This window comes from Sanguibacteroides justesenii (assembly GCF_003204205.1).
Classification (GTDB): Bacteria; Bacteroidota; Bacteroidia; order Bacteroidales; family Marinifilaceae; genus Gabonibacter; species Gabonibacter massiliensis.
This window is the reverse complement of the sequence record NZ_QJPL01000005.1, coordinates 227,244-253,836: the sequence shown is the minus strand read 5'-3', so window position 1 is coordinate 253,836 and position 26,593 is coordinate 227,244. Positions and strand designations below refer to the sequence as shown.

General features: G+C 47.5%; 22 protein-coding genes. 21 read left to right on the top strand and 1 reads right to left on the bottom strand.

The window, feature by feature from the left end; all coding sequences use genetic code 11:
* Nucleotides 1–48 precede the first annotated feature (48 nt).
* The 16 genes from DMB45_RS09855 (at nucleotide 49) to DMB45_RS09775 (ending at nucleotide 19,493) form a co-directional block, all read left to right on the top strand.
* Nucleotides 49–1,035 (top strand): HK97 family phage prohead protease, encoded by a 987-nt coding sequence (locus tag DMB45_RS09855; RefSeq protein WP_005779444.1) that lies wholly within the window; start codon nucleotides 49–51, stop codon nucleotides 1,033–1,035.
* A gap of 27 nt (nucleotides 1,036–1,062) precedes the next feature.
* Nucleotides 1,063–1,974 carry a hypothetical protein gene (locus DMB45_RS09850; protein WP_110688734.1) on the top strand — a complete coding sequence of 304 codons (912 nt, stop codon included), beginning with the start codon at nucleotides 1,063–1,065 and terminating at the stop codon, nucleotides 1,972–1,974.
* Between the two features lie 4 nt (nucleotides 1,975–1,978).
* Complete coding sequence (locus DMB45_RS09845; protein WP_005940344.1) at nucleotides 1,979–2,443, top strand: N-acetylmuramoyl-L-alanine amidase; 465 nt, start codon at nucleotides 1,979–1,981, stop codon at nucleotides 2,441–2,443.
* A gap of 301 nt (nucleotides 2,444–2,744) precedes the next feature.
* Entirely contained in the window at nucleotides 2,745–3,392 is a 648-nt protein-coding gene (locus DMB45_RS14895) for a hypothetical protein (RefSeq protein WP_009292776.1), read from the top strand.
* A gap of 6 nt (nucleotides 3,393–3,398) precedes the next feature.
* A complete protein-coding gene (locus DMB45_RS09830; RefSeq protein WP_110688733.1) occupies nucleotides 3,399–4,136 on the top strand; it encodes a BACON domain-containing protein in 738 nt (245 codons plus the stop codon).
* Between the two features lie 3 nt (nucleotides 4,137–4,139).
* On the top strand, nucleotides 4,140–4,619 hold the full coding sequence (locus DMB45_RS09825; protein ID WP_005940336.1) for a hypothetical protein: 480 nt from the start codon (nucleotides 4,140–4,142) through the stop codon (nucleotides 4,617–4,619).
* Between the two features lie 38 nt (nucleotides 4,620–4,657).
* Entirely contained in the window at nucleotides 4,658–4,858 is a 201-nt protein-coding gene (locus DMB45_RS09820; RefSeq protein WP_005779428.1) for a hypothetical protein, read from the top strand.
* Nucleotides 4,855–8,583 carry a hypothetical protein gene (locus DMB45_RS09815; protein WP_181416507.1) on the top strand — a complete coding sequence of 1,243 codons (3,729 nt, stop codon included), beginning with the start codon at nucleotides 4,855–4,857 and terminating at the stop codon, nucleotides 8,581–8,583. The genes DMB45_RS09820 and DMB45_RS09815 overlap by 4 nt, the downstream gene beginning before the upstream one ends.
* Before the next feature lies 1 nt (nucleotide 8,584).
* Nucleotides 8,585–9,040: a hypothetical protein gene (locus tag DMB45_RS09810; RefSeq protein WP_032602131.1), complete on the top strand. Its 456-nt coding sequence runs from the start codon at nucleotides 8,585–8,587 to the stop codon at nucleotides 9,038–9,040.
* Nucleotides 9,041–9,070: 30 nt separating this feature from the next.
* Nucleotides 9,071–13,423: a hypothetical protein gene (locus DMB45_RS09805; RefSeq protein ID WP_227080999.1), complete on the top strand. Its 4,353-nt coding sequence runs from the start codon at nucleotides 9,071–9,073 to the stop codon at nucleotides 13,421–13,423.
* 4 nt (nucleotides 13,424–13,427) lie between these two features.
* Nucleotides 13,428–13,700, top strand: coding sequence for a hypothetical protein (locus tag DMB45_RS09800; RefSeq protein ID WP_110688732.1), 273 nt, complete (start codon nucleotides 13,428–13,430; stop codon nucleotides 13,698–13,700).
* A gap of 1 nt (nucleotide 13,701) precedes the next feature.
* On the top strand, nucleotides 13,702–14,751 hold the full coding sequence (locus DMB45_RS09795) for a hypothetical protein (RefSeq protein ID WP_032602129.1): 1,050 nt from the start codon (nucleotides 13,702–13,704) through the stop codon (nucleotides 14,749–14,751).
* Between the two features lie 13 nt (nucleotides 14,752–14,764).
* Nucleotides 14,765–16,201 carry a hypothetical protein gene (locus DMB45_RS09790; protein ID WP_110688731.1) on the top strand — a complete coding sequence of 479 codons (1,437 nt, stop codon included), beginning with the start codon at nucleotides 14,765–14,767 and terminating at the stop codon, nucleotides 16,199–16,201.
* 495 nt (nucleotides 16,202–16,696) lie between these two features.
* Complete coding sequence (locus DMB45_RS09785; RefSeq protein WP_032602127.1) at nucleotides 16,697–18,040, top strand: RNA-directed DNA polymerase; 1,344 nt, start codon at nucleotides 16,697–16,699, stop codon at nucleotides 18,038–18,040.
* A gap of 13 nt (nucleotides 18,041–18,053) precedes the next feature.
* Entirely contained in the window at nucleotides 18,054–18,464 is a 411-nt protein-coding gene (locus DMB45_RS09780; protein WP_009292768.1) for a hypothetical protein, read from the top strand.
* Nucleotides 18,465–18,650: 186 nt separating this feature from the next.
* Nucleotides 18,651–19,493 (top strand): DNA adenine methylase, encoded by an 843-nt coding sequence (locus DMB45_RS09775; RefSeq protein ID WP_009292767.1) that lies wholly within the window; start codon nucleotides 18,651–18,653, stop codon nucleotides 19,491–19,493.
* A gap of 188 nt (nucleotides 19,494–19,681) precedes the next feature.
* Here DMB45_RS09775 and DMB45_RS09770 read toward each other — a convergent pair whose 3' ends face one another.
* Nucleotides 19,682–20,869, bottom strand: coding sequence for a calycin-like domain-containing protein (locus tag DMB45_RS09770; RefSeq protein WP_110688730.1), 1,188 nt, complete (start codon nucleotides 20,867–20,869; stop codon nucleotides 19,682–19,684).
* 313 nt (nucleotides 20,870–21,182) lie between these two features.
* Here DMB45_RS09770 and DMB45_RS09765 point away from each other — a divergent pair, with 313 nt between their 5' ends.
* The 5 genes from DMB45_RS09765 (at nucleotide 21,183) to hisB (ending at nucleotide 26,588) form a co-directional block, all read left to right on the top strand.
* Nucleotides 21,183–21,956: a hypothetical protein gene (locus DMB45_RS09765; protein WP_110688729.1), complete on the top strand. Its 774-nt coding sequence runs from the start codon at nucleotides 21,183–21,185 to the stop codon at nucleotides 21,954–21,956.
* Between the two features lie 289 nt (nucleotides 21,957–22,245).
* Nucleotides 22,246–23,103: an ATP phosphoribosyltransferase gene (gene hisG, locus DMB45_RS09760; protein WP_041502416.1), complete on the top strand. Its 858-nt coding sequence runs from the start codon at nucleotides 22,246–22,248 to the stop codon at nucleotides 23,101–23,103.
* A 48-nt stretch (nucleotides 23,104–23,151) separates the two neighbouring features.
* Nucleotides 23,152–24,438, top strand: a complete 1,287-nt coding sequence (hisD, locus tag DMB45_RS09755) for a histidinol dehydrogenase (RefSeq protein WP_041504769.1) — start codon at nucleotides 23,152–23,154, stop codon at nucleotides 24,436–24,438.
* A gap of 3 nt (nucleotides 24,439–24,441) precedes the next feature.
* Complete coding sequence (hisC, locus tag DMB45_RS09750; RefSeq protein WP_110688728.1) at nucleotides 24,442–25,497, top strand: histidinol-phosphate transaminase; 1,056 nt, start codon at nucleotides 24,442–24,444, stop codon at nucleotides 25,495–25,497.
* Nucleotides 25,494–26,588, top strand: a complete 1,095-nt coding sequence (hisB, locus tag DMB45_RS09745) for a bifunctional histidinol-phosphatase/imidazoleglycerol-phosphate dehydratase HisB (RefSeq protein WP_110688727.1) — start codon at nucleotides 25,494–25,496, stop codon at nucleotides 26,586–26,588. The genes hisC and hisB overlap by 4 nt, the downstream gene beginning before the upstream one ends.
* Nucleotides 26,589–26,593: the final 5 nt, after the last annotated feature.

The following is a 26,593-nucleotide window of genomic DNA, read 5'->3' as shown; positions in this document are numbered from 1 at the left end:
ACAGCCCGTTTTTTACCCTGAATTTTGTCACAAAATCAAACGAGCGAAATGGGCAAATTAACCTTTGTATTACATGATGAGTCGGTGAACACCTACGGGTTTAGGATGCTCACCAGCGGAGCCAATTTGGAGGAGTTTAAAAAGAATCCCGTGATGCTTCTGAATCACGATGATTACTCCCTGCCGATTGGCCGGTGGGAAAATATACGTGTTGAGGGAGGTAAGATTTTAGCCGATGCCGTGTTCGATGAGGGAGATGCCCGTGCCGCAGAGGTAAAGCGTAAAGTTGAGAATGACTTTATCCGTATGGCCTCTATCGGTGCGTGGCCTCCGGAGGAGAAAAGCGATGCCTATGACCTGATGCTCCCCGGACAAATGCTCCCTACCGTTACAAGATGGACGGTTCGTGAGGGCAGTGTCGTTACAATCGGAGCCAATCACAATGCGCTGGTATTCTATGACAGAGAGAGCAAACAGATTATCGACCTGAATGATAAGGGTAATCTTATCCGGTTGATAGATCACAGTAATAACCCCAAAAAACAATTAAAAATGAGCGTACTTACAGGAGTATTGAAGCTGCAGGACTCTGCAAGCGAGGCGGAAATCGTAACCGCCATTCAGGGAATCATTGCCAATGCCGACCGCTTGGAAAAAGAAAACAAGACGCTGGCCGCCGCAGTGGATAAAATGAACGAGGCCAAAAAGGAATCCCAAAAGCGGGAGGCGATTTCCCTGACCGATGCGGCCATTAAAGACGGACGCTATGATGCGAAAGGCCGTGAGAACCTGCTGAACCTTTTCGATAAGGATTTCGAGGGAACAAAGGCTATGCTGGCAGCTATCCCGTGCCGTGCAAACGTGGCCGGTCAAATCAACACGGATAAAGGATCCGGTGTAACACTCGGTGATTGGAAAGACAAATCATGGAACGAGCTGGATAAAGCCGGTAAGCTCGTTGAGCTGAAAGATGCCGCTCCGGACTTGTATAAGTCCAAGTTTAAAGAGCGTTTCGGTATCGAACCGAATCTGTAATTATTAACCATTAAAGCAAGAATAGAAATGGCAATTCAGAAAGAAATTTGGATGGCGGCTATCGTGGAGGGTTTATTTGCCTCCAATAGCTTCCTGAGCAAGGCGTTCAACGCCGATGAGTACGTGAACAACGGCAAGATTGTTCACATCCCGAATGCCGGTGCAGCATCCGGAACCAAGAAAAACCGAACCAGCCTCCCGGCTACGGTAACCAAAAGAACGGATATCGATGTGACGTTCCCGCTGGATGAATACACCACTGATCCGGTACTTATCCCTAACGCCGACACGGTGGAACTCAGCTATGACAAACGGGAGTCCGTCCTGCGTCAGGATAAACTCAAACTGCAGGATGATGTGGCACTCGATTTCGTTTTCAACTGGAGTCCTGCCGCCGCACAGTGCATTGAAACTACCGGTACGGAGATCGATGCCTACACGGATAAGGCTACCGGCAAACGTAAAGGTATCTGCAAGGCAGACGTGTTGGGCTTGATGACCAAGTTCAATAATGATGATATCCCGCAGGAGGGGCGTTATTTGCTGCTGGATGCGCAGATGTACTCCCAACTGTTGAACAGCCTGACGGAGAACGAGAACACGGCGTTCCTCGCTTCCGCCGATGCGCAGAACGGTATCCTCGGTAAGCTGTTCAGCTTTAATATCATGATGCGTAGCAGGGCAGCCCTTTACACTGCGGCCAAAGCTCCCAAAGCATGGAGTACCGCCGGTGCAGCCACCGACCTCGCCGCCGGTCTTGCATGGCACGAGCAAAGCGTCTGCCGTGCGCTGGGTGAGGTGAAAGCGTTCGAGAACGAGGGTGACGCAACCTATTACGGTGATATTTATTCATTCCTTGTACGTGCCGGTGGCCGTATCATGCGGGAAGATAAAAAGGGTGTAATCGCTTTAGTGCAGGGAACCCCTGCAGCGGGATAAGGTTATGGCAGAATTGAAATATTTGGTAATCCACTGTACCGCCACGCCTCAAGGCCGTAAGGTAACGGGTAACGATATCCGGGCATGGCACACGAACCCGGTGAGTAAGGGTGGGCGTGGCTGGAAGCAGGTGGGATATACCGATATGTTTCACCTTGACGGAACGGTGGAGCGATTGGCCCGGAACAACGAGGACGCACGGGTGGATCCGTGGGAGATTACCAATGGAGCAAAAGGGTACAATTCCATTTCCCGGCACATTGTGTACGTTGGCGGTGTGGCCGCTGACGGCAAGACTCCCAAAGACACCCGTACTCCCGGCCAGCTGAAAGCGTTGGAGGATTACGTGAAAGACTTCCACCGCCGTTTCCCACGGGTGAGAATCATCGGTCATAACGAGATTGCGGCCAAGGCGTGCCCGTCATTTGACGTTCAGGCATGGCTCAGGAAAATAGGCATTAACCAATAACAAAGCAAAGAGATGGACGGTCTGATGGATTTTTTAATGTTCGCCCTGCCGGGTGGTTTTATCGGGAGCATCTTCACATGGTTTGTTGGCCGTAGAAAGCAGAACAATGATATGTTATCCCAGCTTCAGGCGTCCATCAATATGCTCAGTAGTGAGAACCGGAAGATATTGGATGAGAATATCCAACTCCGTAGAGAGAATGCCGACCTGAAAGCGAATCAGGAGGAGATGATCCAAAAGCTCTCCCGTCTTACCAAAGAGGTGGAGAGATTAAGAAAAGTAATCAATAAACAAACAGGAAATGATGAGAAATCCAATCCGAGGGGTAACCCTCGTGCTACTTATAGCCGTGTTCTGCCTGATGGGATGTGCCACGGCGAAATTAACCAAGAGCCAGCAGTCACACACGCTGACGGAACAGACGAAAAGCGGAACCACCACCGGAGTAACCGGAGAGCAGTCAGACGTGACGGCTCAGAGGACGGGGGAACTACTGCAGGGACAGACGATAACCGCCCTGACACGGGAGGGGATTCCGGAGTCGGAGGCGAAAGTGGATGTTCCGATACAGAACCTCCTTAACCTGCCGGATGGTGCTGGCTACACGGCCAAAGACGGTCAGGCATCGGTAAGCGTGCAAAGGCATGGCGATAATATCACGGTTACGGGTAAATGTGACTCTATCGCCCGGCAATGCCTTTTTTACGAGCGTGAGGTGTTCCGACAGCGCAACGAGGTGGATAGCTTAAAACGGGTTATTTCCCGGATGGAACAGACGAGCAGCCGGAGTGATGAAACCTACAAGGCGGAGAGCGATGCCGCTGAAAGTATCAAGGAAAAACCTCCCGCTACATGGTATAAATGGCTTTTAGCCGGATTCGTGGGCGGTTTGCTGCTTACCTCTCCACTAAAGAAACTAAAGAATAGAATATTAACCTTTTTAAAATAGAGAACGATGTCAAAAGTATATGTGAATGATGGATACATGATGCTCCTTGATGCCATTTATTTCAATGGTAAAAAGATCGGCAATGTTTCTGAGGACGGTATCGATTGGGGCGGTGATGCCGCTGAATATATCAAGCTCTTTGCCGCACAGGTTCGTAATGCCCCGGTCAAGAAAATAAAGAAAAAGGATGCTACCAATCTGCTAAAGTTTACCCTGATTGAACTTGTTCCTCAGAACTGTAAGGACGTGATGGGCGGAACGGTGGACGGTACAAAATGGGAGGCTCCCTCGGAATCCGTTTCGTTAGAGGGTGCATTGAAAATCCTTTGCGGAACCGGCCAGACTATCGAGGTCAAGCGTATGACGCTGGACGGTGTTGTACGTGGCAAGATTGGCGGTGATGATCCGCTGGGTATCGAGTGTGAAATGGAAATGTTGAACCCGCTGGATGGAGGTTCTCCTTTCAGCTTTGATGACACGGTTCCATTTATTTCCATAACGCCCACCTCTTTGTCATTCGCCAAAGGTGGAGAAAGCAAGACGGTGGATATTGAAGCCTCCGGAGCGTTTTCCGTTGGAAAGGTTCCCGCCGGTTTCAGCCTTGAGATTGTAAACGGCAGGATTACCATCACGGCGGATGCCAATACCGGGGCTGTGAGAAACGGATCGGTAGAGTTTATCCTTGCGGCTGATAATACCAAAAAGGCCACCCTCACGTTGAGTCAGGCGGCTGGTAATGCGTAACCCATGAAAAAGAACGTGGAAATAGAGGCAGCGGAGGCTTTGCTTGATGTAGGGGTTTCCCTGCCTTTTTTGCAGTTTAAGATGCCATTCAGAAAGAAACCGGTATCGATCAGGGTAACCATGAAACGTCCCTGCTTGGGGAGTCAGATCCGGATCGCAAGGCTATACCTGCAGTTGGGTATCACATACGAGGAGATGGAGCAGTTCAACAAGCATGAGGAGATGGCGTTCCTTGCCATTCATGGCAAACGTGTTTCCAAGATGGTATCCCTGACCATCTGCCGTGGGGCGGTTTCCGGTCTATTGTTTTCCGGTATTGTCGCATGGCTCTTGAGATGGTTTGTTCCTGACAAGTACCTGCAGGGTGCTAACCAGCGTTTTGTCACTTTGCTTGGTACAAAGTCTTTTATGCGTATTATCGAATCGGTTCAGATATCCAATCCACTGAAACCGAGAGAGAGCCAAAAAAGAAAGGGGAGTTAAGAACGAAATATGTCGGATCCCATAGCCCCTTTGGTATAGTGTGGCAGATAGCTGCGGCCACCGGCTGGAGTGTAAAATACATTCTTTGGGGTGTCAATTACCAAACCCTCCGGATGATGCTTGCCGATGCGCCACATTACGAGAAAGAGAATGATAACAACCGAACCGGAAGCAAAGGCGGTAAAGGGAAACCTAAAAGCCTTTCCGGATTTTTCCAATCACGATTGAAAGAACAATGAAACCCGTTGAGATAGAATTCATAATGAGAGACAAGCTCTCTCCCGGCATTGACAAGGCGGGCAAGTCCGCCGAAACGCTGGGAGATAAGGCCGAGCAGGTGTCTAAAAGCATCACAGACCGTATTGCCGCCCAAAAAGAGCAGATCAAGTATGTTGAATCCTGTCTCAAGGATTTAAAGAAGCAATACGACAACCTTGCACCCGGAAAGGCGCAGCTGGAGATGCGTGCGGAGATAGATGCCTGTACCAAAGCCCTGCAGGAGGACAAGAACATTCTCTCCTCCCTTGAGGCGGAGCATGACAAGGCATCCGTTTCCACCAAACGTCTTTCGATGCAGCTCCGGGAGATGCAGGATGCGATGGCTCGCCTGCGTTTGGAGGGCAAACAGAACACCAAAGAGTATGCGGAGATGGCCGATAAAGCCGCTGTATTAGCCGATACCATCGGTGATCTGCGTACCCAAACGAATATTCTCGCCAATGATGATGCAGCCTTGCAGGGAGTGATGAGCGGTGTGAACGGCTTGTCCGGTCTGTTCACGACCGCCACCGGTGTCATGGGGATTTTTGCCTCGGAAAACGAGGATCTGATAAAGATACAAACCCGTGTGCAGAGCGTCATGGCCGTCACTATGGGGCTGCAGCAAGTCATGAATACCCTGAACAAGGATTCCGCTTTCCGGCTGGTCACCGTTGTCAAGATGAAAAAGCTGCTGACGGCGGCCAATACAAAGTTGGCCGTGTCATTGGGCATCTCCAATGCGGCTGCCACCGCTTTGATGGCCACCCTTACGCTGGGGCTTTCCGCCGTTATAACGGGGCTTATCGTGCTTTGGGATAAATACAGCGATGCTCAGGAGGCAGCGGCGGAAAAGGCCAAAGAACGGGTTAAAATAGAAAGTGACGGGCGTTCCCAAATGATCAAAACCCGCTTTGAGATAGAGAATACCACGAAAAGCCTGAAAGACTTTACCGGTAGCAAGGAGCAGGAAAAGGCCAAAGTTGAGGAGTTGAACCGGAAATACGGCGAGAGCTTCGGATATTACAATACCGTTGCCGAGTGGTACGATGTGCTGATCCAAAAGAGTGATGACTATATCCAAATGCTTTTCCTGCAAGCGAAAGCCCAAAGCCTCGTGAACAAAGCCGTGGAAGCGGACGAAAAGGTGAACGAGGTAAAAGTCACGCCCGAATCTGATGTCGAGGGTTCAATGGGGTGGTTTTCTAAAATGGGGCTGCGTATGGCTCAGGCTGAATCCTATGGCCAATTCGATGCCGAGGCTTTGATTGAAAAGCATAATAAAGAGGCAAAGGCCGCAGCTATAAAAGCTGCAGAGGAACAGCGGGATGCTTATTTGGATGAGGCAAAGAAGCTGCAGGAAGAATATGCAGAGCTGGGTAAAAAGTCCGGTATCGGTGGTTTCGTGGATCCGAATAAAAATAACAAGGATCCGAAACAGCCCGCTAAAATTGTGAATAACCTTGCCGAGCTGGAACTAAAAGCCCGTCAAAAGATAGAGGATCAGCGTATCGCCCTGACGAAAGAGGGATACGAGAGGGAGCGTGCGGAGGCCTTGCTTAATTTCGAGAGAGAAAAAGACCGTATCACGGGTGAGGAACAGCAGCGCATTGAACTGTACAATAAGCTGAAAGCCGCCGGGGAAAAGGTTACTCCTGAACAACTTGCCAATATATCCGCTCAGGCGGCCACGCAACGCATACAAGCGGCGCAGATATATGATGCCACCGTTGCAGATATTGATAGCAGGGAAAACAGGGATGCCACCGAGAAGAAAAAGAAACAGCAGGAAACCCTGCAAGAACTCCTGAGCAAATATCGTGATTTCGAGGCGCAAAGAGCCGCCATAAAGAAACAGGGTGATGATGATATCGCCCAGCTGGAATCCCAGCGTACAGCGGAAAATTCCGATGAGATTGACCGTGCGATAGCGGTTGCAAAGGAACAAGTAACGAAAGGCATCCAATCCATTAATGATGCCGAGGCCGAGGAGGCATCCAAAGATAACGATTTTTTAAAGAAATTATTCGGGGACTATTCTTCCATGTCCTTTGATTCGCTGCAAAAACTTATTTCGCAGGCCAAACAGCTCCGGGCGTATCTTTCCGGTAACGGGGATACGAAAGGCATCACGTTTATTTCGCCTGAGCAATTAAAGAATATAGAGAAAAGCCCGGAAAAACTTGAAAAGTTAAAGAAAGCACTTGACAAATTGCTCGATTCCGACAAAGGCGGCAATAACAAGTGGGAAAGCATTTTCAAGACATTCGAGAAAGGCTTTGCCGAACTAAAGGGAGCCAAAGGAGCCAAAGAACTATCCGGAGCTATCGGCACGATTGGCGGTGCTGCATCAGATGCGGCTGGCGAGCTTGCTAATATGTTCGACCAAATGGGTGACACTCAGACGGCGGATGCCCTGAGTGGAATGCAGCAGGTCATGGGTGCGGTTTCCAACATCGGGCAAGGATTTGCAAAAGGCGGTTTGATCGGCGGTATAGGTGCGGCCATCGGCGAGGCTGCCAATTTTATCACCTCGGCTTTTGCGGCGGAAGCCCGTCACAAAGAGGCTTTAAAAGAGATTGAAAAGGCAAAGCTCGATTTTCAGCGGCAATACAATCTCCTTTTGCTGGAGCAGAATCTTTTGCTGGAAAAGGCTGAGAATATATTCGGGGAACGTCAGGTGGCAAAGGCCGCCAATGCGATAGAGGTTTACCGGGATGCCCTCTCCCAATTTAAGGACGAGCTTTCCGGAGAAGCCCCGACCATGAGCTGGATGGAACGCATGACGGGAGATTTTGCCGGAACTTACCGCAAACGGTTGGAAAATTATCAGAAAGGTTTCGGCGGTCTGAACGATGCCCAGATCGTAACCGGCCACAAGAAAACCGGTCTGTTCGGTTGGGGAAAGGGTAAAGACGTTTATAGCGGCATTCTCGATGTTTACCCGGAGCTGATCAAGGCCAACGGTGAGCTGGATACGGAAATGCTCCAAGTGATCCTCGATACCCGTAAGATGAGTGATGAAACCCGGAACTACCTCGAGAACCTGATCGACCTGAAAGATGCGATGGACGAGGCAGAGCAGGCTTTGGAGGATTACCTGCAGGAAACATTCGGGAGCCTCGGCCCGGGTATGCTGGACTCCATCACCTCCGCCATCAAAGGGGGCGGTACGGCTTTGGAGAACTTTGCGGATCAGGCAGTATCCGTGTTTGAGGATCTCGGTGAGCAGATCGCATACTCCTTGTTTTTCGCTGATAAATTTGATGACCTGCAGAAGCAGCTCAAAGAGGTTTACGGCAGTGGTAAAAGCGAGGAACAGATTGCTAATGATGCCATGCGGCTCGTGGATGACTTTTACAATAATATCGGCAGTAACGTGGATGCTGCGCAGTCATGGATGGAATCGTGGAAAGATAAAGCGGCGGCTATGGGGTTCGACCTTTGGAAAGAGGATACCACGACTCAGAGCGGTAAAGCCGGGGCGTTTCAATCCCTTTCTCAGGATCAGGGTACAAAGCTGGAGGGGTTGATGACCTCCCTGCAGATGCACGATGCCTCCATCGATGAGAACGTGGAGAATATCTCCGAGGGACTCGGCGGGGCTATTGATACCATCAACAAGATAAAAGAGAATACCGACAGTCTGCCGAAAATATATGATGAGATCGTGGAAATAAAGCGTGACGGTTTAAAAATGAAATGATATGGATGTATTGAAAGGCTTATTATTGATTAATGATGTGGATATATTCACGGATTACGGGGCTTTCCTCGTGGAGGAAAAGCCCGGTGAGAACAAGAACTACTCCTCACTTTTGAAACCACCTGCAACCAAAACGCACACGGCTGTATCATTCAGGGAACAGGATGGCGAGAAACTGCCTGAAACACTTGTTCCGGCTTGGGAGGCTCGTGACGTGACACTCCATTTTGCGATCATGGCATCAGACCGGCGGCAATTCCTTATCCGTTATTCCGCTTTCTTGGCTTTTTTAAAGGCCGGGAATAAAGGGTGGCTAAATTTATACCTGCAGGAGCTTGACCGTTCATTCCGGCTGTATTACAAGGAATGCACGGACTACAGCCAGCTGACCGATTTCGGTGGCGAGGTTGCCGCAAAATTCAGCGTGAAATTCAGGGAACCGGCTCCGGTGTTATAGGCTATTCAAATAAATTCAAACGGCGTTCAAATGGAACTTAAAATATACAATCAGCAAGGCGTTTTAAAAGCCACCGTGTCACCCTCGGACTCGGATCGTCATGTTAAGGAGGTGATGAATGACAATGTACTGAATTTGTCATTCACGCTTTACGAGTATGTCGGGCTGGGCGTGAACGATTACGTGGACTTTGACGGGGAGCGTTTCACGTTATTGGAGGATTATAAACCTGAGCAGAATTCCACCGTGGAATACGTGTATAACTGCAAATTTTACGGGATCGAGAGTGAACTTAAAAAGGCGAAAGTCCTCAAGCTGGTAGATAACGAGAATGAGTTGTCTTTCTCTTATGATGCCACCGCTGCGGAACATCTCCAGCTTATATGCGACAATATCAACCGGATCAAGGGTGGTAATGCTTGGGTTATCGGGGAGGTTGTTTCCACGGGTAACGTGAACATAGAATACGATAATATATTTTGTTTTGACGCTCTTTCCGAGATAGCCAAGAACTTCGACACGGAGTGGTGGATCGAGGGTTCGACCATCAACCTGAGCCGGTGCGAGCATGGCACTGCCGTTCCTTTGGGATATGGGAAAGGATTGAAAAAACTCACCCGTGTGGCAAATGATACGGTTCCGTTTTTTACCCGTCTTTACCCGCTTGGCAGCACCCGTAATATCGTGCAGTCTGATTACGGTTATAAGCGTCTGCAGTTACCCGGTGGCGTGCGCTATGTAGAAAAGAATACCTACCTCGGTATCGTGGAGCAATCTGAGGAAAACTTCTTTTCCAATATTTATCCAAGACGTACCGGTAAAGTATCTACGGTTAGAAGCATGGAGGCCACTGGTGAGGACGGCAATAAATTCACGATATATTACTTTACGGACTCCTCTCTCGATTTCGATCCGAATGATTATGAGATTGAGGGGCTTGTCAAGAATGTGGTGTTTCAAAGCGGAGAGCTGAACGGGCGTGATTTTGAGTTGAATTTTAATTCCAAAACGAAAGAGTTTGAAATCGTAACGCAATTCCCTTACGAGAACCAGCAGCTGCCGGGCGGTTTGTTGATCCCGAAACCGGGTGATGAATATATCCTGTATAACATCCGGATGCCTAAAGAATATTATCCGCTGGCCGAGCAGGAATTTGCAGAAGCTGTGGCCAAATACATGGATAAAATCAGTATTGATACTTCCGTGTACAAGGCTCCCACTGATTATGTCTATTTGGAAGAAAACCGGATATCCTTGCAAATCGGTAGGCGTGTTCTTTTGGAAAATGAGATCTATTTTCCGGCAGGGGCGCACGAGAGCCGTATCACGAAAATCTCCCGGAAATTGAATAATCCCTTCGAGGCGGATATTGAATGCACGTATGCGGTTGATTACGGGCGTATCAGCCAAATAGAGAACAATATCGTGGATATACAGGCCGCTTACAAGGAGCAGCTGAACAAGGAGGTGCTGGCTGTTTTAAAGAGCTGGGACAGCATTGATCCTACTGAATACAATGTCCTTTCCGCCGTCCGGACTATCAAAGCGATAGCGAATTCGATCAGCAGGCTGGAAAAGGAAATTTCCGATAAATTCCTGCGGAAAGATATTCCTGACGAGGCGGGTGAACTTGAAACCTTTTTAAAGGGGATCAGCGTGATCGGCACGGCATTGGTTGAAAAGCTCACGGTCGATAAAAACGCATTCTTTAAAGATACCCTCTCCTCCGAGAACTTCATCTCCGGTTTTCCGGGCGGATCCGGCTGGGCTTTGTTCTGGAAAGAGGTCATTAACTCCGCCGGTGTAACGGAGAAAAAAGCGGTCATGGAGCTTGATGACATGACCATCCGTGGCGTGATGAGAGTTTACGAGTTCGTGATCTCCCAGCTCGTGGGTGAGAACGGAACCCGTATCACCTCCGACATGATGCGTGTTCATTCTATCAACCCGGCCACAAAAACGATATATCTCGACACTGAGAAAGGTGTCCTTTATAATCCTTTCCGTGCCGGTGATATCGTGATGGTGCAACAATTTTCCGTGAATGGCCACGGTGGAAAACAATACGAGTTTGAGGTGGTGGATGCCAAGGTCGGGGCATTGGCTGATGGAGAGAACCGGATGGATAGTGTCACCTATAAAAATTTTGTCGGTGACGTGGGCAGCGTGGCCGCCCGTGACGTGCTTACCCGTGTGGACTCTTTGACGAACTCAGACAGAAAAGGTATCCTAAAGCAAACCAGCGTGGAGGAGGGCAGCCCTTACCTCGATGTCCTGTACGGGATGAAAACGGATCCTGACAATGCCGTCCGTACCCGTTTGGGACGTTTGGCTGGAATCATCACTTATTGCTGGGGACAGTTAAAAGGTTACGGGCTGTATTCGGAGAACGCTTACCTGACCGGTGATTTTCGCCTGCGTACGGGAGAGGATGTCCGGACGAAATTTGAAATCGTTGAGGGGATGTTGCAGAGTGCCATGCAGGGGGTTATCAACACGATGACCGAAAAGGACAATTACCTGACGAACGCCACCTTTCAGGATGACCTGACCGGCTGGATCCGGGAGAATGATATCAGCATCTATGACGTGAACGGGCAGCTGCTTGATTTGGGTATAAACTTTTATTCCGAAAAGAACAAGGTTTCGGACGTGGTTTCTTTTGACGGGCGTTTCATGCTCCGTGTTAAACGTAGTTATATAAAGCAGTTGAATAAAGATATAACCAAACCTGAAAAAGGGAGTATCCTTTATTTGACTATAAAATACCATTGTGATGCCGGTGGAACCCTGACTGCCGGTTTCAGCGGATCCGCTCCTTATGTTTCAAAAGCTATCGAGGCAGCCGATGGATTTCAGGTGTTGGAGGTATCGGGAGAATGGAGCGGATCCGGTGATTTCCTTTTGCAGTTTACCGGTGATATTTATGTCGAGCGGCTCACTTTGACCAACCACCCGCTGGAGGATTATCAAAAGGTTGTAAGCACGAAATTTGAGCAAACGGCTGAACATATCTCTGCGGTGGCCGAGGCGGTGGATAAAATTGATAACACGATAAAGACAGCAGGCTGGATAACTACTGCGGACGGCAATAAGTTATGGGCTACAATTTCAACGGTGGATGGCTTGGGTAACCGCCTGACCACCCATGAGGGCAGCTTCCACGTGACGGCGGATCAAATCAATGCCATCGTGAGTCGTATCGATAAGGCGGAGGATGAACTGGGAATTATTGACAACACGATAAAGACTGCAGGCTGGATTACCACTGCGGACGGCAACAAGTTATGGGCGACCATTGACAGGGTGGACGTATTGGGTAACCGCCTGACCACCCATGAGAGCAGCTTTCACGTGACGGCGCAGCAGATCAACGCCATCGTGAGCCGTGTGGACACGATAGACGGAACCATCAGCAGGGCCGGGTGGATTACCTCTGCTGACGGTAACAGGTTATGGGCAAGCAAGTCGTTGGAGAATGGCGGTACAATCGTATCCTTTATCAACCAATCGGCTGAGGACGTGGCAATAAATGCGGAACATATCAGGCTGGAGGGGCTCGTTACCGCCAATGAATATTTTAAGGTGTTGGAGGATGGTTCGATTGAAGCGAATGCGGGTACGTTTTCCGGATATTTAAAGACTAATTTTCATTTAGTGGAATCGAGCGATGCCATATACACGACTGATTCCGCACGAAAAGAATACGGATACAAGATCAACAAGGAATTAAGTTTGAAGGTTGATATGAAAGGAGCAACTAATGGAGCCGATATCATATTGTCAAATGATGTAAAGTATATTGGATCACGAGTGATCTTGTATAACGGATGTCATCCTCCTTACACGAGAACGGTGGGTTCTATCCGTTACAGTTCCGTGCGCATTGATGATGGAAGTCAGATTCGTGGAACCAACTCGGGTTTGGGCGAAGATGGTTTGTTGTCGTATAGCGATCCTTATAAGATAGAATGGATAAGCGGAATAATCGAACTTATTGGCACGCCGGAACATAATGGCAGAGAAATGGCCGGTCTGATATCGTGGAGAGGGGAACTCGTACAACCGCCAATAAACCCTCAAAGTGGTTGGCTCTATTATAACGAGAAAGAAAACCGGAATTACTTGTATTGGTATGGCGAATGGGTAGAATTTCCTGTTTATGGTGACGAATCCGAAGATTTACGCATAACGTGGCTGGGAATGTTATCATCGCCACCAAAGGATCCGAAAAAAAATTCGATATACATGACCACGTGGAAGTATCTTTATATATACACCGGGGAACATATGGAGGAGATCACCTATGGTTTTGATTTCCTAAATAAATGTGGGTGGTGTGTTTTGGGATTTAACTCTCTCAGTTATAAATATTACAAATGACGATATGAAAAAAGTGAACTTTAAAAAATTTGAGGCTTATACCGGAATTTCCAGGCAAAAGAAAATTACCGGTGACGCACGTAAGGATTTTGCTGATTTGATATACCAGCATACGATCGGGATAGAAGCCCACGCCCTTGCTTTTAAGATCTATAATAGTGAAGAACCGGTTGCGATCACGGGAAAAGAGGAACAGCTTATCGTGAGGGTTGCAAATGAATGGTGTACTCCCATGTTTATAGATGGTTTAATAGAACAGTTAAGAACGGAGGTCTGATATGGAAAACTTGACAGAATCCCAAATACAGGCGATAGCCGCCCGTGTCCGGAACATACTGCGAGCCGAATCCAAAGGTGTGGGTGAGCTTCCTGTTGTTTCCTCTTTGGATGGAGTATTGACACTCCCGGCCTTGAGAATGAACGGTGGTATCCCGGAAGTTGTCGAGGCTCCCGTTAATTTGCTGCAGGACGTGGCAACCGATGCGGTTGCGGATGCGACCCAAAAGGCCGCTGATGCCACGGCAAAAGCGATAACAGCCACGAACGAAGCGAAAAAGGCCACGACAAATGCCACCAATGCCGCCAAGAATGCGAATGATGCCGGTACGGATCTGACCAAGATAAAAACGGCAGCGGAAACTGCAACCAAAAACGCCAATGATGCCGCCTCCGGCGCGAATACTTCCAAACAGAATGCAGACAAGGCAACCACTGCGGCCAATAACGCTGCCAAAAGTGCCAATGATGCCGCCGGTGCTGCGGGAACCGCTATCGAAGCGGCAAAGAAAGCCACGGACGCTGCTAACGGAGCCGCTTCAAATGCCACGAATGCCGCCACGAAAGCGTCCTCCGCCGCTGATACGGCGAACAAGGAGGCCAGCTCTGTAAATGCGGCCAAATCGGAAGCTCTTGCCGCTGCCGCCCGTGCGAGCAGTACGGCCACCACCGCAGAGGCCGAGATCGAGAAGATGAAGCAGCTGCAGGAGTCCATATCGGGTGCGGCTTCGTTGGCTCCCACGAGAATGGAACTGACCTACACGAAACGCATCACCCAGCGTAATCCTTACGTTCAGCGTATCGTGGCCAAGATGTTCCCCTCGTACTCGCTGCAGAATGTTTTGTTCTTGGGTGATGACGTGGCCGTGAGCGTGGATCCTGCGGGTGTTGTAACCCCGTTGAAAATTGGGACGAGCCGGATCCACGTGATCCCGACACAGGCCACCCACTTGTACAAGACCATAAACGTGACGGTTCAGGCTCCGTCCGTCCGCCTTACCGGAGGCGGTAAAATCCGGGTTGACAGTAAAGGTAGAATACGTTTAACTTAAAAACTTGATAAATATGACAAGCGATCAGGAAACCCGTGTGTTAGCGATGCTTGCGGCTTTCGAGGCCGGAAAGAAGATCAGTGACCTTGATACTGCCTCCGGCAGCGTGAGCGATATGCGCATCGAGGTGCTGGACACGGACGGAGAGTCCAAAGTTATGAATTTGTCCGAGGCGGTTACCACCGCCGCAAACGGCGTTTGTGGGCGTTATTGGAATGAATCGAATTCCACGTACCGGGCTGCCGGTTACTATGGCAGCCTTGATATGCTCCGCAAGCTGCCAGAGCTGTTAGGACTTGGTTGTTACCTCGTTCAGGATGACCGTACCCGGCGCAAGCTGGATCCCACGAACCACTACCGTTTTGAGGACGGTACACCGGCGAAGCTGGACGGCACGATGGGACAGTATATGTGGTGTTGGAATATTGGTTTTTATTTTGCCGAGTGGAAAGTGAGTAATTTGAAATATTATGCGGTTTCCCTTTCTCCCATCAAAGGCAAACAGTGCGTGTATATTCCCGCCGGTGGCCTTTCCGCCCTCGGTGGTGGCGTGATGGACAGGACGAACAATATCCTTTGTTCGGTTGTGAGTGATGCCGCCCAATATCGTGGTGGAAACAATGATGCAAGCCGGGACGGTACTTACCGCACGCAGTTGGGGATGGTTGCAACCAATATGCAGTACCGTAATTTTTCAACTTATGCCCGCAAGCGTGGCGAGGGTTGGGATGCCAACTGGTACGTGGCTCAGGCGGTGGTTGAAATTCTTTTCATGATCATATTCGGAACCCGCAACATGCAGGAGACCGTGATTGCGGAAAAGGACAGCAACGGTTTGTATCAGGGTGGCCTCGGATCCGGCACCACCAATATGCCGAATTGGGATCAGTGGGGTTATTACCCGGTTGTTCCGACCTCTGCCGGTATCGAGCTTGGTGACGGTTGCGGTGAAGCCACCTTTAACGTGCTAAAGGAGGACGGCTCGTTGCATTATGCAGCAAAGGTTCCGGTGTTCTTCGGCCTGAAACATCCTTTCGGTCATATTTGGAAGATTGTCCGTGGGCTTGTTGATAACGTGGGAGAGAAAAAATCCGAGGTTTACGTTGCCCCGTCCCTTTATGCCGGTTATGATGACAATTCGATTTCCGGCCTTATCAAGGTTTGCGAGGTTCCGAGAACCTCCGGTTATATCAAGCAGAAAAGTTACTACTTGCTTTGCGCCATGCCGACCGAAATCGGAGCGACCGCCTCGACTTATTTCTGTGACTATTTTTGGGAGAATTCAGCATCATCCAAAGGGCTTCGTGTCCGCCTCTCCGGTGCTAGCGCTAACTATGGCACGGATGCGGGGGCGTTTGCTGCGTATACGTACCATGCGGCCTCGTATTCGTATGCGAGTGTGTCCGCTCCCCTCTGCTTCTTTGATGCGGATCCGGTCATGTCAGCTTAAAGCGAGAACGAAAAAACGGAAACGGGAAGCGAGAAAAGAGCGTTCTTTGAAATTTTGTATTGAGAGTTTTGTAAAAGCGGTTCAGCTGTTTTCAAAACTCGCCGTAAGGCGAGTCGATTTTTGTGATTTTTGAATAAGTATGGTGTAAATGGCGTTAAAAGGCTTATCTTTGCATCGTTAAACCAAGTTTAACAGGTTGTTTTACCCTTAGTGTGACGCAGGCTTCGTGTCCGCCTCTCCGGTGCTAACGCTAACAATGGCACGAATGCAGGGGCGTTTGCTACGAATACGAACAATGCAGCCTCGAATTCGAATGCGAATGTGTCCGCTCCCCTATACTTTGCAGTTAGGAAACGGTTAGATGGGTGAAAGGCCTTGCCACTTGGCAAAAGATGACGAACGCTCTGGAAGGACGCTGGTAGGCCGCTAACGGTTCGAACGCTTCCGAGTAAGGCAAAGCAGACACTCAGACACTCAGAACCGCAGACACAGGCCATGAAAAGGTATGGAAACTTGTTTGAACGAGTTGTCGAATACGGCAATCTCGAAGAGGCGTTTCACAACGCCGCCCGTCACAAAACCCGCCGAAGCGAAGTAATAGAGTACGGCTCCCGTTTGGAGGCGAACCTATTACAGCTCCAGCGTGAACTTACCACCGGTACTTACCGCACCTCCGAGTACAAGACTTTTACCATTTACGAACCCAAAGAGCGGAAGATATTCAAACTGCCATTCCGTGATCGTGTCGTTCATTGGGCGATAATGCAGGTGATTGAACCGATATGGCTCTCCAATTTTACCCGTGATACATACTCTTGCATCCGTGGGCGTGGTATTCATCCTCTTTTATACAAGCTTCGCCGTGATTTGAAAGCGGATCCGGAGGGAACCCGGTACTGCCTGAAAATCGATGTGCGCAAGTTTTATCCGAGTATTGACCATGAGATCATGAAACAAGTGATCCGCCGGAAACTGAAAGATGCCCGATTGCTCGCCTTGCTTGACGGTATCGTGGACTCGGCGGAGAACGGGGTGCCCATCGGGAACTATCTCTCCCAATTCTTTGCCAACCTCTATTTGTCCGAGCTAGATCATGTCATTAAAGAAGAAATGGGTATCCGGTACTATTATCGTTTTGCGGATGATATTGTCCTGCTGGATGGGGATAAAGGGAAACTCCACGGAACCCTTGTGTTTATCAACCACTACCTGAATAATGAACGTGCTTTGAGTATAAAACCTAATTATCAGGTTTTCCCGGTAGAGAGCAGGGGTGTCAATTACGTGGGATACGTGACGTTTCATGATTATTGCCTTGCCCGCAAGCAGAACAAGAAAAACCTCTGCCGGGAGGTGGCAAAATTACGAAAACGTGGGCTGAGCGATGAGGAGATCCGGATAAAGGCATCCAGCCGGTTGGGGTTCATGCAGCATTGCAATAGCATTTATTTATTAAAAACTCTCAATATGAAAACATTCAGTGAAGTAACAAACAGCAGTGGTAATCTCACGGGAGATAAGTACCACATTGATGACATTTTGAACAGGGAAATCCACCTGAAAGGCTTCGAGATAAAAGCCTCCAAGTACAAGGGTGAATGCCTGATCATCCAGTATGACATCTACGAGCAGGTAAAGGACAAGACCGGAGCTTTGCTCGCTGATGATGACGGTTCTCCAAAAATGGATTGGGTGGAGCATATCACTTTCACCGGTTCGGAGGCTCTTATCAAACAGTTGAAAGATGTGGTGTTGGATGAACCCTGTTCGGCAAAGATTATTAAACAACCAATCGGTGACCGGGGTAAATGCTTTTATAAGATAACCGATCCCGATTAAAATATCGGTGATTATGTACAAAGGGATTTATGCAGAAAAAAAGACTTTTTCAAAGTTCGATAACGAACATTATTTGTGCTATCTGAACGAGCAGCGTGAGGAGTATTCTCCTGAACCGGATGCCCGTTCGGGTGAGGTGACTGAACCGGTGTCCGCTCCCATATTGGGATATGCCTATACAGGAAGTATGGCGGACGGAGGTACTCTGATTGAAGCGAGAGAGGCTACTTATGACGAATTTGTTTCCGGGTTGATCCGCACGAGGTACTCGGCCAGCCGGGTGGAGGCAATCCAGTCAAACCGTATGATAGCCTTTGTCAATCCGGAGCATGAACGGGCTGCTGAATTTATTTCCGAGTGGGATGATTTCCAGTCTTACCGGGAACAATGCAAGGAACAAGCCAATGCGCTTATAAACGGATAAATGCCTGTCGGGGGCAGGCAAGAAAAAGCCCCCGGCCTGTAAGTAGTTATCTCACCCACATACTTACACAAAGATGCGACCAACCGCACAGCCGGGGGCTAAATACCCTCTGCTGCGGTTGGTCGCATTTGTATGTTATGTGAGTGAGATGTCGCAAAGATAGTAATATTTAAAGGAATAACAGCAATGAAAACACCTATTTCTTACTACGGAGGCAAGCAAACCCTCCTGAAACATATTCTGCCTCTGATCCCAAATCATAAACTTTATACAGAGGCTTTCTGCGGCGGTGCTGCAGTATTGTTTGCCAAGCGTCCGGCTGATGGCGAAGTTATAAACGATATCAGCATGGATATAACGAACTTTTATTGGATGGCTAAAGTCTATTATCGTGACCTGAAACAGGAGATTGAGAAGACTTTGCACAGCCGGGATATGCACGCCCATGCCGGACATATCCTGCAGTATCCTCAATTCTTCCAACCGGTGCAGCGGGCGTGGGCTGTTTGGGCGTTGTGTAAAATGTCCTTTGCCAGCATGATGGACGGTTCGTTCGGTTATGACTTTGGCGGCGGAATGCCGAAAAAACTGCGTAACGCAAAGGATGAGTTTACCGAATGGCTATGCTCCCGGCTTGATAACGTGACCATAGAGAACCGGGATGCGCTGGATGTCATCTCCACTTATGACTCGCCCGATACGTTTCATTTTGTGGATCCTCCCTATATCAATAGCGATTGCGGCCATTACGAGGGTACGTTTGATGAATATTGCATGGAAAAGCTCCTGCAGCTTTTGGAGAAGGTGAAAGGCAAGTTCATGCTGACAATGTTTCCCCTGCCAATGATAGAGGAATACGCAAACAAAAACGGATGGATAATCCACCGGGTAGAAAGAACCATCAGCGCATCAAAGACGAGCCGAAGAAAGCAGGAGGAGTGGATGGTATGCAATTATGAAGAACACCCGCAGCGAACTTTGTTTGATTACAAAGATAGCAGCGATGTTGATACAACAGATGCCTCCTAAATACTTTGTAAAGATAGTCATTTCTAATGAATTACACAAATATTTGAATGTGTTTTTGTGTGAAAATACAATGATTTTAAAGGCTTTCAAACGCTGTTCGAATGACGTTTGAAAGCCTTGCTTTTATCGTGCGTGTGCGATAATTTTTTCGCATTTCGTTTTATACCCTGATTTTCACATTTCGTTTTTTACACCGCTCGCATTTCGTTTTGCCGATTATACATCGTATATACCAGGTCTTTATCCTCTATTTTTACAACGAATAATTTTTTTATGCTGTTCTTACGAACGTCTTCGGCTGTAATGTAGTAGGCTACATAACACTCCGGGGTGAATTTAGAAAAATCGATAGCTGTCTTATTATCGATTGGGGTAGTGCTCTTATCCGCGGCATTATAAATTATAACGGAGTCCAAAGTTGCTCCTGCCGGGATCTCTATTTCAGGGAGTAGAACCAATAGCTCGGTCGGGGTGGAATCCCATACTTTGAACGTGTAGTTGGACCCGCTGACCGCGATCGGATCGAGTAGAACGTTACTGTTTATGGTAATCGTAGCTTTCATGTCCGTACTCTCCGTTACGCTCTCTCCGTCAAACGAAACGTTAACGGTTAAAGGGCCTGCTTTTACGATTAACGAGAGTTGTATGTTGTTACCGACAATTACTCCGTTGACATCCGCCTGCACTTTTCCGATTCCCTGTACTTCTATCTCTTGGTCTATTGATTTGAAGGAATAATAACGTCCTCTTTGAAGGACAGGAAGGGTATCTAATTTTATCGTTCCTAACGACATGCCTGAGAAAGAGAAATTATTTATCTCCAATTGGATACGAGATTTCTCTTTAGTGGAAGGACGCGAGGTGTAGATTCGTTGGGTCATAACCACGGGCTCGGTCAGGTTGGAAACTTTGATGGTCATCTCTCCTTTGTAAGTTTTGTTATAAAAACTTGTAGCATCTATACTTTCCCCACCCATGTCGGTTATCGTAATCGTGGCACTTAGGATCCCCGCTTCGACACTTCCTGTCAGTTGTACATCGTATCCGGCAATACTGTCGGTTACGCTTCCCTCAAGCTTACTGTAATAAGCACTTTTGCTTACCGCTTCAAAAGTTGCATTGGGAATAGCGAATTCCGGAACACCCGGCACGATATTCAGTAGTTTGATCGTACTCGTTTCATCGGTCTCTTTTATGATATTGACGGCGGCATTCGATGGGAGGTTTTTTCCGTTGGCAGTAGCTTGAAGCTTGTCGGAAGAGTAAGTGGCGACAATGTCGTCGATGGTAGGCGGAGCTTCCGGTTTGTCGTCATCATGGCAAGCGGAAAAAATGCTCATGCCTAAAATTAAAATAAGGAGTAATTTGTTTTTCATAAGTCATTAATTATTAATTAAATTTTTATATTATAAATAACCGTACCTTCTATCAAAAAACGTTCTTTTTTCCAGTACGACGAATTTATTAGCAGCAAAAAACATGCAAAAATAATCAAAAATTAAACTTCCCCTTGTTTTTTAACATTTTATTTTCCTATATATCTAATTGCGTGCATCATGCATTATTATACTACGAATGTTAAATAAAAACACACAATTATAACCTTTTTCATTTTCTTTATTTTATTCCCTATCAAAAAAGGAAGGTTTAATGATGAAAAACAATATGTTTAATTAATATTTAATGACTATGAAAAACAAACTTTTGTTATTATTGATTTTAGGTGTTACGTTCTTTTCGGCGTGTAGTGATGATGACGATAACGATCATGCTCTTGTCGGTACTTGGAAATTAGGAAGCGTGCAAACGGACAATGGTGAGACGTTCGTTTCCGGTCCTTTGTCTTTCCAATGGGTAGCTGAGGAGGGAACCACTTTTCCTATGTTCGGAATTCCTTTCCCGATAGAGTCTATTTCCGGTATGGCCGAAGGATTTGGAAGCATACTTTTAGCACAGGTATTGAAAGATGTTACTTTCCAGAAGAACGGACAGGTGGTAGCCACTTATTCCGATGCCGGAGTAAGTCTTGACGAAGCAGTTACTCCTACCTGGAAAACATCTGAACCGAAATATTTGAGTTATAAGATCGTATCCGGAACTAAAATCGCTCTTTATCCCAATATCGTTAATATTTTGGCTGAGGCTGATTTGAGTTTGGAGTCTTTGGGAACCCTCGGGTTGTCGCAAGCCGACTTGCAAACGCTTATGACTTTTGTCAATAAGGTGACGACAGAGGGAATTCCTGCAACTTACAAAATGACTGATCAGGATAAGAAGCTCGAGATTTCTCTTGATAAGGCTTTCTTTGATCAGGTAATGGCTTTGCTGCCGGTACTTTCCAAATTAATTCCGGAAGATTCAACCGATGAGACGATTGCAATGATCAAACCGATAGTGGAAGCACTTCCCGGAGTTTGGGCTAAAACAACCGAATTCAAAATAGGAATCAGATTGGAGAAATAGTTTTTCCGATAAAGAAGATAAAAATCCTGCCGTTAAAACCGCAGGATTTTTTTATTATGGATGGTTTTTATAAAAATAGTTTTATATTTGCAGCGATAAAAGACAAAATATGAGAACAAATTTACATCATATCCATCATCATTACCATCACTGTGTTCAGGTGAGATGATGCTGTTGTGCTGTAATTTGAAATAGAAAGTATAAACGAGCTCGCCTGGATTCAGGCGGGCTCGTTTGTCTTTTATTCTTTTGGCCTTCCCGGATTCAGCGAGTTTTTAAATCAAAAATTATGACGAGATTGAAAATTGCTGTTCAGAAATCGGGACGATTGTATGACGATTCTTTAGCTCTTTTGCGGGAGTGCGGAATCTCGATCAATAACGGGAAAGATCAGTTGATAGCTCAAGCGTCCAATTTTTCATTGGAAATTCTCTATCTGCGAAATTCGGATATTCCTCATTACGTGGAGGATGGTATTGTCGATTTGGCCATTATCGGTGAAAATACGTTGATAGAGAAACAATCCCGGGTTACGAAATTATTGGATTTGGGATTTTCCTCCTGTCGTGTTTCCATCGCTATCCCGAAGTCGGAGACTTTTACGGGACTTTCTTACTTGGAAGGAAAGCGAATTGCCACTTCTTACCCGAATACGTTGAATGCTTTTTTGAAGCAAAACGGCTTGCGGGCCGAGATTCATGTGATTTCCGGATCCGTGGAGATCGCCCCGAATATAGGTTTGGCGGATGCCATATGCGATATCGTGAGTTCCGGCAGCACCTTGTTTAAAAATGGCCTTTCCGAGGCGTATACTTTGTTCCGTTCTACCGCGGTATTGGTGTCGAATCCTTCTCCGGATCTGGAAAAACAGATGTTAGCGAAGCAGTTGGTTTTTAGGATGAAGGCCGTGTTGGCGGCAAAAAGCAATAAATACATTTTGTTGAATGCCCCGGAAGTGCGTCTGGATGAAATCTGCAGAATATTGCCCGGAATGAAGAGTCCCACGGTTATGCCTTTGAGACGGTCCGGTTGGTATTCTTTGCATTCCGTGGTAAACGAGAATCAGTTCTGGGATTCGATCGATCGATTGAAGGAGGCCGGGGCGGAGGGAATATTGGTCGTTCCGATAGAAAAGATGATCGAGTAATTTGATCTGCGTTTATGATGTTTATAAAGCTAATTTAATGATATAGATATGGAAAAGATAGTATATCCTACAAAAGAAGAATGGAAGGAGTTGTTAAAGCGTCCATCGGATCAGACGGTTGATTTGGAAAAGGTGTGTGATCTTGTTTTTGAGGAAGTAAAGCGAAATGGAGACGAGGCGTTAAAAAAATATACCCGGTATTTTGATCGGGTAAAACTGGATGATTTTGAGGTTACGGAAAAAGAGTTTGATGAGGCGAATGAGTCGGTAAACGAAAAATTGAAAGTAGCTATTCGGGAAGCAAAGGAAAATATTTATCGTTTCCATGCTTTGCAAAAACCGTTGAAAGTCGAAGTCAAGGATGAACGGGGCTTTTGCTGCTGGCAGGAAGCAAGAGCCATACAACGGGTCGGGTTGTATATTCCCGGGGGGAGCGCTCCTTTATTTTCTACCGTCCTGATGCTGGCTGTACCTGCGCGGTTGGCCGGGTGTGAGGAGGTTATCCTTTGTACTCCGCCGTCTGCCGATGGTAACGTAAATCCTGTCGTGTTATGGACGGCTGCCTTGTGCGGGGTGAAGAAGGTATATAAGGTGGGAGGAATTCAGGCGATAGCGGCCATGACAATAGGAACTTCTTCGATCGGACGGGTCGATAAGATCTTTGGTCCGGGGAACCGGTTCGTGACTGCGGCCAAATTACGTTCCGGGCGTTATGGCGTAGCGATAGATATACCTGCCGGACCTTCGGAATTGATGATTGTTGCGGATGATTCTGCCCGGCCCGGCTTTATTGCGGCCGATTTATTATCTCAAGCTGAACACGGGCCGGATAGTCAAGTGTTTCTCCTTACTGACCGTGAAGATTTATCGAAAAAGGTTGAGGTCGAACTAAAACGACAATTGGAAGAACTTCCCCGGAAGAATTTGGCAACAAGGGCGTTGGAGAACTCGAAATGCATCGTGTTGGAGACGATACGGGAATGTATGGAGTTGGCCAATTGGTATGCTCCCGAACATTTAATGCTTTGTGTTCGGGATTATGGACGTTGGCTCGCGGAGATCAAAAGTGCAGGTTCTGTTTTTTTAGGAAATTATTCTCCCGAAAGTGCGGGTGATTATGTATCGGGTACGAATCATACCTTGCCGACTAACGGGTTTGCCCGGGTGTACAGTGGGGTGAATCTGGATTCTTTTATGAAAAAAATCACGTTTCAGGAAATATCTTCCGAAGGTTTGTCCGTGTTGGGCGAAACGATCGAGATCATGGCGGAGTACGAGCGACTTTGGGGACACCGGAACGCGATAACCGTACGAATGAATGCTGAAAAAGAGTAGAATATGTTTGAAAGTATTATTCGTGGCTGTATAAAAGAGTTGGAAGCCTACTCGTGCGCTCGTGCGGAATTCGCCGGCGAACAAATCCTGTTTTTGGATGCGAACGAGAATCCTTTTGAGACGGGGGTTAATCGTTATCCGGACCCTTTTCAACAGAAATTGAAGAAACGCTTGGCAGATCTGAAGCGGGTTTCTACGGATCAGTTGGTCTTGGGGAACGGTAGTGACGAACTGATCGATTTGTTGATCCGGACAGTTTGCGAACCGGGGAGAGATCGGGTAATCCTTTTTGATCCGGGGTACTCTATGTATGAGGTTTGTGCCCGGATCAACGGGATAGAGGTTTTGAAATTGAGGTTGGATGAGGCGTTTATGCCTGAATGGGATAGGGTGGAGTCCTGTATGGACGATAGAAGTAAAATCGTTTTTTTCTGTAATCCGAATAATCCGGTAGGAAATGTTTTGCCCGTAGAACGTGTATTGAAGATGGCGGAAAAGTGTTCCGGTTTGGTTGTTATCGATGAGGCTTACATCGATTTCGCGAGTCAAGAATCGATAATCGGCCGATTAGGGGATTATCCTAATGTAGTTGTTTTGCAAACGTTATCCAAGGCTTGGGGAATGGCCGGCTTGCGCGTGGGGTTACTTGCGGCGCATCCCGGGTTAACCCGTTATTTGAATCGGGTAAGATTGCCTTATAATGTAGGCTCTTTGGTGCAAACGGAAGCTTTACGAATGTTGGAAAATACAGAATTCTTTCAAAGGTGTTTAGATGAAATAAAACGGGAAAGGGAGAGGCTTTATGATTACCTGAAACGGAATGCCCTTTTTGACCGGGTTTTCCCTTCGGAAGCTAATTTTATTTTAGTATGTAGCAAAGAATATGAATGTTTGTATCTGGAGCTACTGAAACGGGGAATCGTGGTCAGGGTCCGGCGGATGCCTCCTCGAATAGAGAACGGACTACGTATCTCGGTCGGGACCTCGCGCGAAAATGATTTTTTTATGGATGTGTTGTCTGAATTGGAAGACAGGTATTTAAAACAGGGTTATTTATGAAAAAAATATTATTTATTGATCGGGACGGAACGATCATAGAAGAACCTCCGGGTGATTTTCAGGTGGATCGAATGGATAAATTGCGCTTTAAGCCGGGAGTTATCGGCGCTCTGCGGAAAATAACAGAAGAAACGGACTATCGCCTGGTGATGGTTAGTAATCAGGATGGTTTGGGAACGACTGCTTTTCCTTTGACCGCTTTTATGCCTCCGCACGATTTTATGTTAAAAGTTTTGGCGGGTGAAGGGATTGTTTTTGACGAGGTGCTGATAGACGGTAGTTTCCCGGAAGAGAATTCTCCTTGTCGGAAACCCGGAACCGGTATGGTGAAGAAGTATATCGACGAATGGTTGGACCGGGAGAACTCTTATGTGATCGGGGATCGTTTGACCGATATGGAGCTGGCGTCGAATATGGGACTAAAGGGAATCTTGTTCGGGGAAAAGAAAGCGGAAGGGTGTCCGGAAGCAATAGTTTGTTCTTCCTGGGAGAAGGTATATCGTTATCTGAAATCCTGTTCCCGTCGGGTAAGTTTATCCCGTGAGACTTCCGAGACGGAAGTTCGGGTAACGTTAGTCTTGGACGGAGCTGGAGAGAGTGATATCCGTACGGGCATAGGCTTCTTCGATCATATGCTGGAACAGGTAGCTCGTCATGGAGGAGTTGATTTGATTGTCGTGGCGAATGGTGATCGGGAGGTGGATGAGCATCATACCATCGAAGATACGGCTATTCTTTTAGGGCGGTGCTTTGCGGTGGCCTTAGGAAGTAAAAAAGGCATAGAGCGTTACGGTTTTGCTTTGCCGATGGACGACTCCCGTGCCGAAGTATTACTTGATTTCAGCGGGAGGGGATATCTGGTTTGGGAAGTCCGGTTCGAACGAGAATACGTGGGGGAGTTCCCAACCGAGATGACCCGGCATTTTTTCGAGTCTTTTTGTAGGGAAGCCGGATGTAATCTGCATGTGGTGGCTAAAGGGGAGAATACCCATCACTTGATTGAAGCCATATTCAAAGCTTTTGGGCGCTGTATCAATACGGCGATAAAAGTGACGGGAACCAGTATACCCTCTTCTAAAGGACAACTTTAACGGAT

Excerpts from the sequence above, each read along its gene's own strand:
- DMB45_RS09855 (WP_005779444.1), top strand. The coding sequence starts at position 49 with ATGGGCAAATTAACCTTTGTATTACATGATGAGTCGGTGAACACCTAC.
- DMB45_RS09850 (WP_110688734.1), top strand. The coding sequence starts at position 1,063 with ATGGCAATTCAGAAAGAAATTTGGATGGCGGCTATCGTGGAGGGTTTA.
- DMB45_RS09845 (WP_005940344.1), top strand. The coding sequence starts at position 1,979 with ATGGCAGAATTGAAATATTTGGTAATCCACTGTACCGCCACGCCTCAA.
- DMB45_RS14895 (WP_009292776.1), top strand. The coding sequence starts at position 2,745 with ATGATGAGAAATCCAATCCGAGGGGTAACCCTCGTGCTACTTATAGCC.
- DMB45_RS09830 (WP_110688733.1), top strand. The coding sequence starts at position 3,399 with ATGTCAAAAGTATATGTGAATGATGGATACATGATGCTCCTTGATGCC.
- DMB45_RS09825 (WP_005940336.1), top strand. The coding sequence starts at position 4,140 with ATGAAAAAGAACGTGGAAATAGAGGCAGCGGAGGCTTTGCTTGATGTA.
- DMB45_RS09815 (WP_181416507.1), top strand. The coding sequence starts at position 4,855 with ATGAAACCCGTTGAGATAGAATTCATAATGAGAGACAAGCTCTCTCCC.
- DMB45_RS09810 (WP_032602131.1), top strand. The coding sequence starts at position 8,585 with ATGGATGTATTGAAAGGCTTATTATTGATTAATGATGTGGATATATTC.
- DMB45_RS09805 (WP_227080999.1), top strand. The coding sequence starts at position 9,071 with ATGGAACTTAAAATATACAATCAGCAAGGCGTTTTAAAAGCCACCGTG.
- DMB45_RS09800 (WP_110688732.1), top strand. The coding sequence starts at position 13,428 with ATGAAAAAAGTGAACTTTAAAAAATTTGAGGCTTATACCGGAATTTCC.
- DMB45_RS09795 (WP_032602129.1), top strand. The coding sequence starts at position 13,702 with ATGGAAAACTTGACAGAATCCCAAATACAGGCGATAGCCGCCCGTGTC.
- DMB45_RS09790 (WP_110688731.1), top strand. The coding sequence starts at position 14,765 with ATGACAAGCGATCAGGAAACCCGTGTGTTAGCGATGCTTGCGGCTTTC.
- DMB45_RS09785 (WP_032602127.1), top strand. The coding sequence starts at position 16,697 with ATGAAAAGGTATGGAAACTTGTTTGAACGAGTTGTCGAATACGGCAAT.
- DMB45_RS09780 (WP_009292768.1), top strand. The coding sequence starts at position 18,054 with ATGTACAAAGGGATTTATGCAGAAAAAAAGACTTTTTCAAAGTTCGAT.
- DMB45_RS09775 (WP_009292767.1), top strand. The coding sequence starts at position 18,651 with ATGAAAACACCTATTTCTTACTACGGAGGCAAGCAAACCCTCCTGAAA.
- DMB45_RS09770 (WP_110688730.1), bottom strand. The coding sequence starts at position 20,869 with ATGAAAAACAAATTACTCCTTATTTTAATTTTAGGCATGAGCATTTTT.
- DMB45_RS09765 (WP_110688729.1), top strand. The coding sequence starts at position 21,183 with ATGAAAAACAAACTTTTGTTATTATTGATTTTAGGTGTTACGTTCTTT.
- hisG (WP_041502416.1), top strand. The coding sequence starts at position 22,246 with ATGACGAGATTGAAAATTGCTGTTCAGAAATCGGGACGATTGTATGAC.
- hisD (WP_041504769.1), top strand. The coding sequence starts at position 23,152 with ATGGAAAAGATAGTATATCCTACAAAAGAAGAATGGAAGGAGTTGTTA.
- hisC (WP_110688728.1), top strand. The coding sequence starts at position 24,442 with ATGTTTGAAAGTATTATTCGTGGCTGTATAAAAGAGTTGGAAGCCTAC.
- hisB (WP_110688727.1), top strand. The coding sequence starts at position 25,494 with ATGAAAAAAATATTATTTATTGATCGGGACGGAACGATCATAGAAGAA.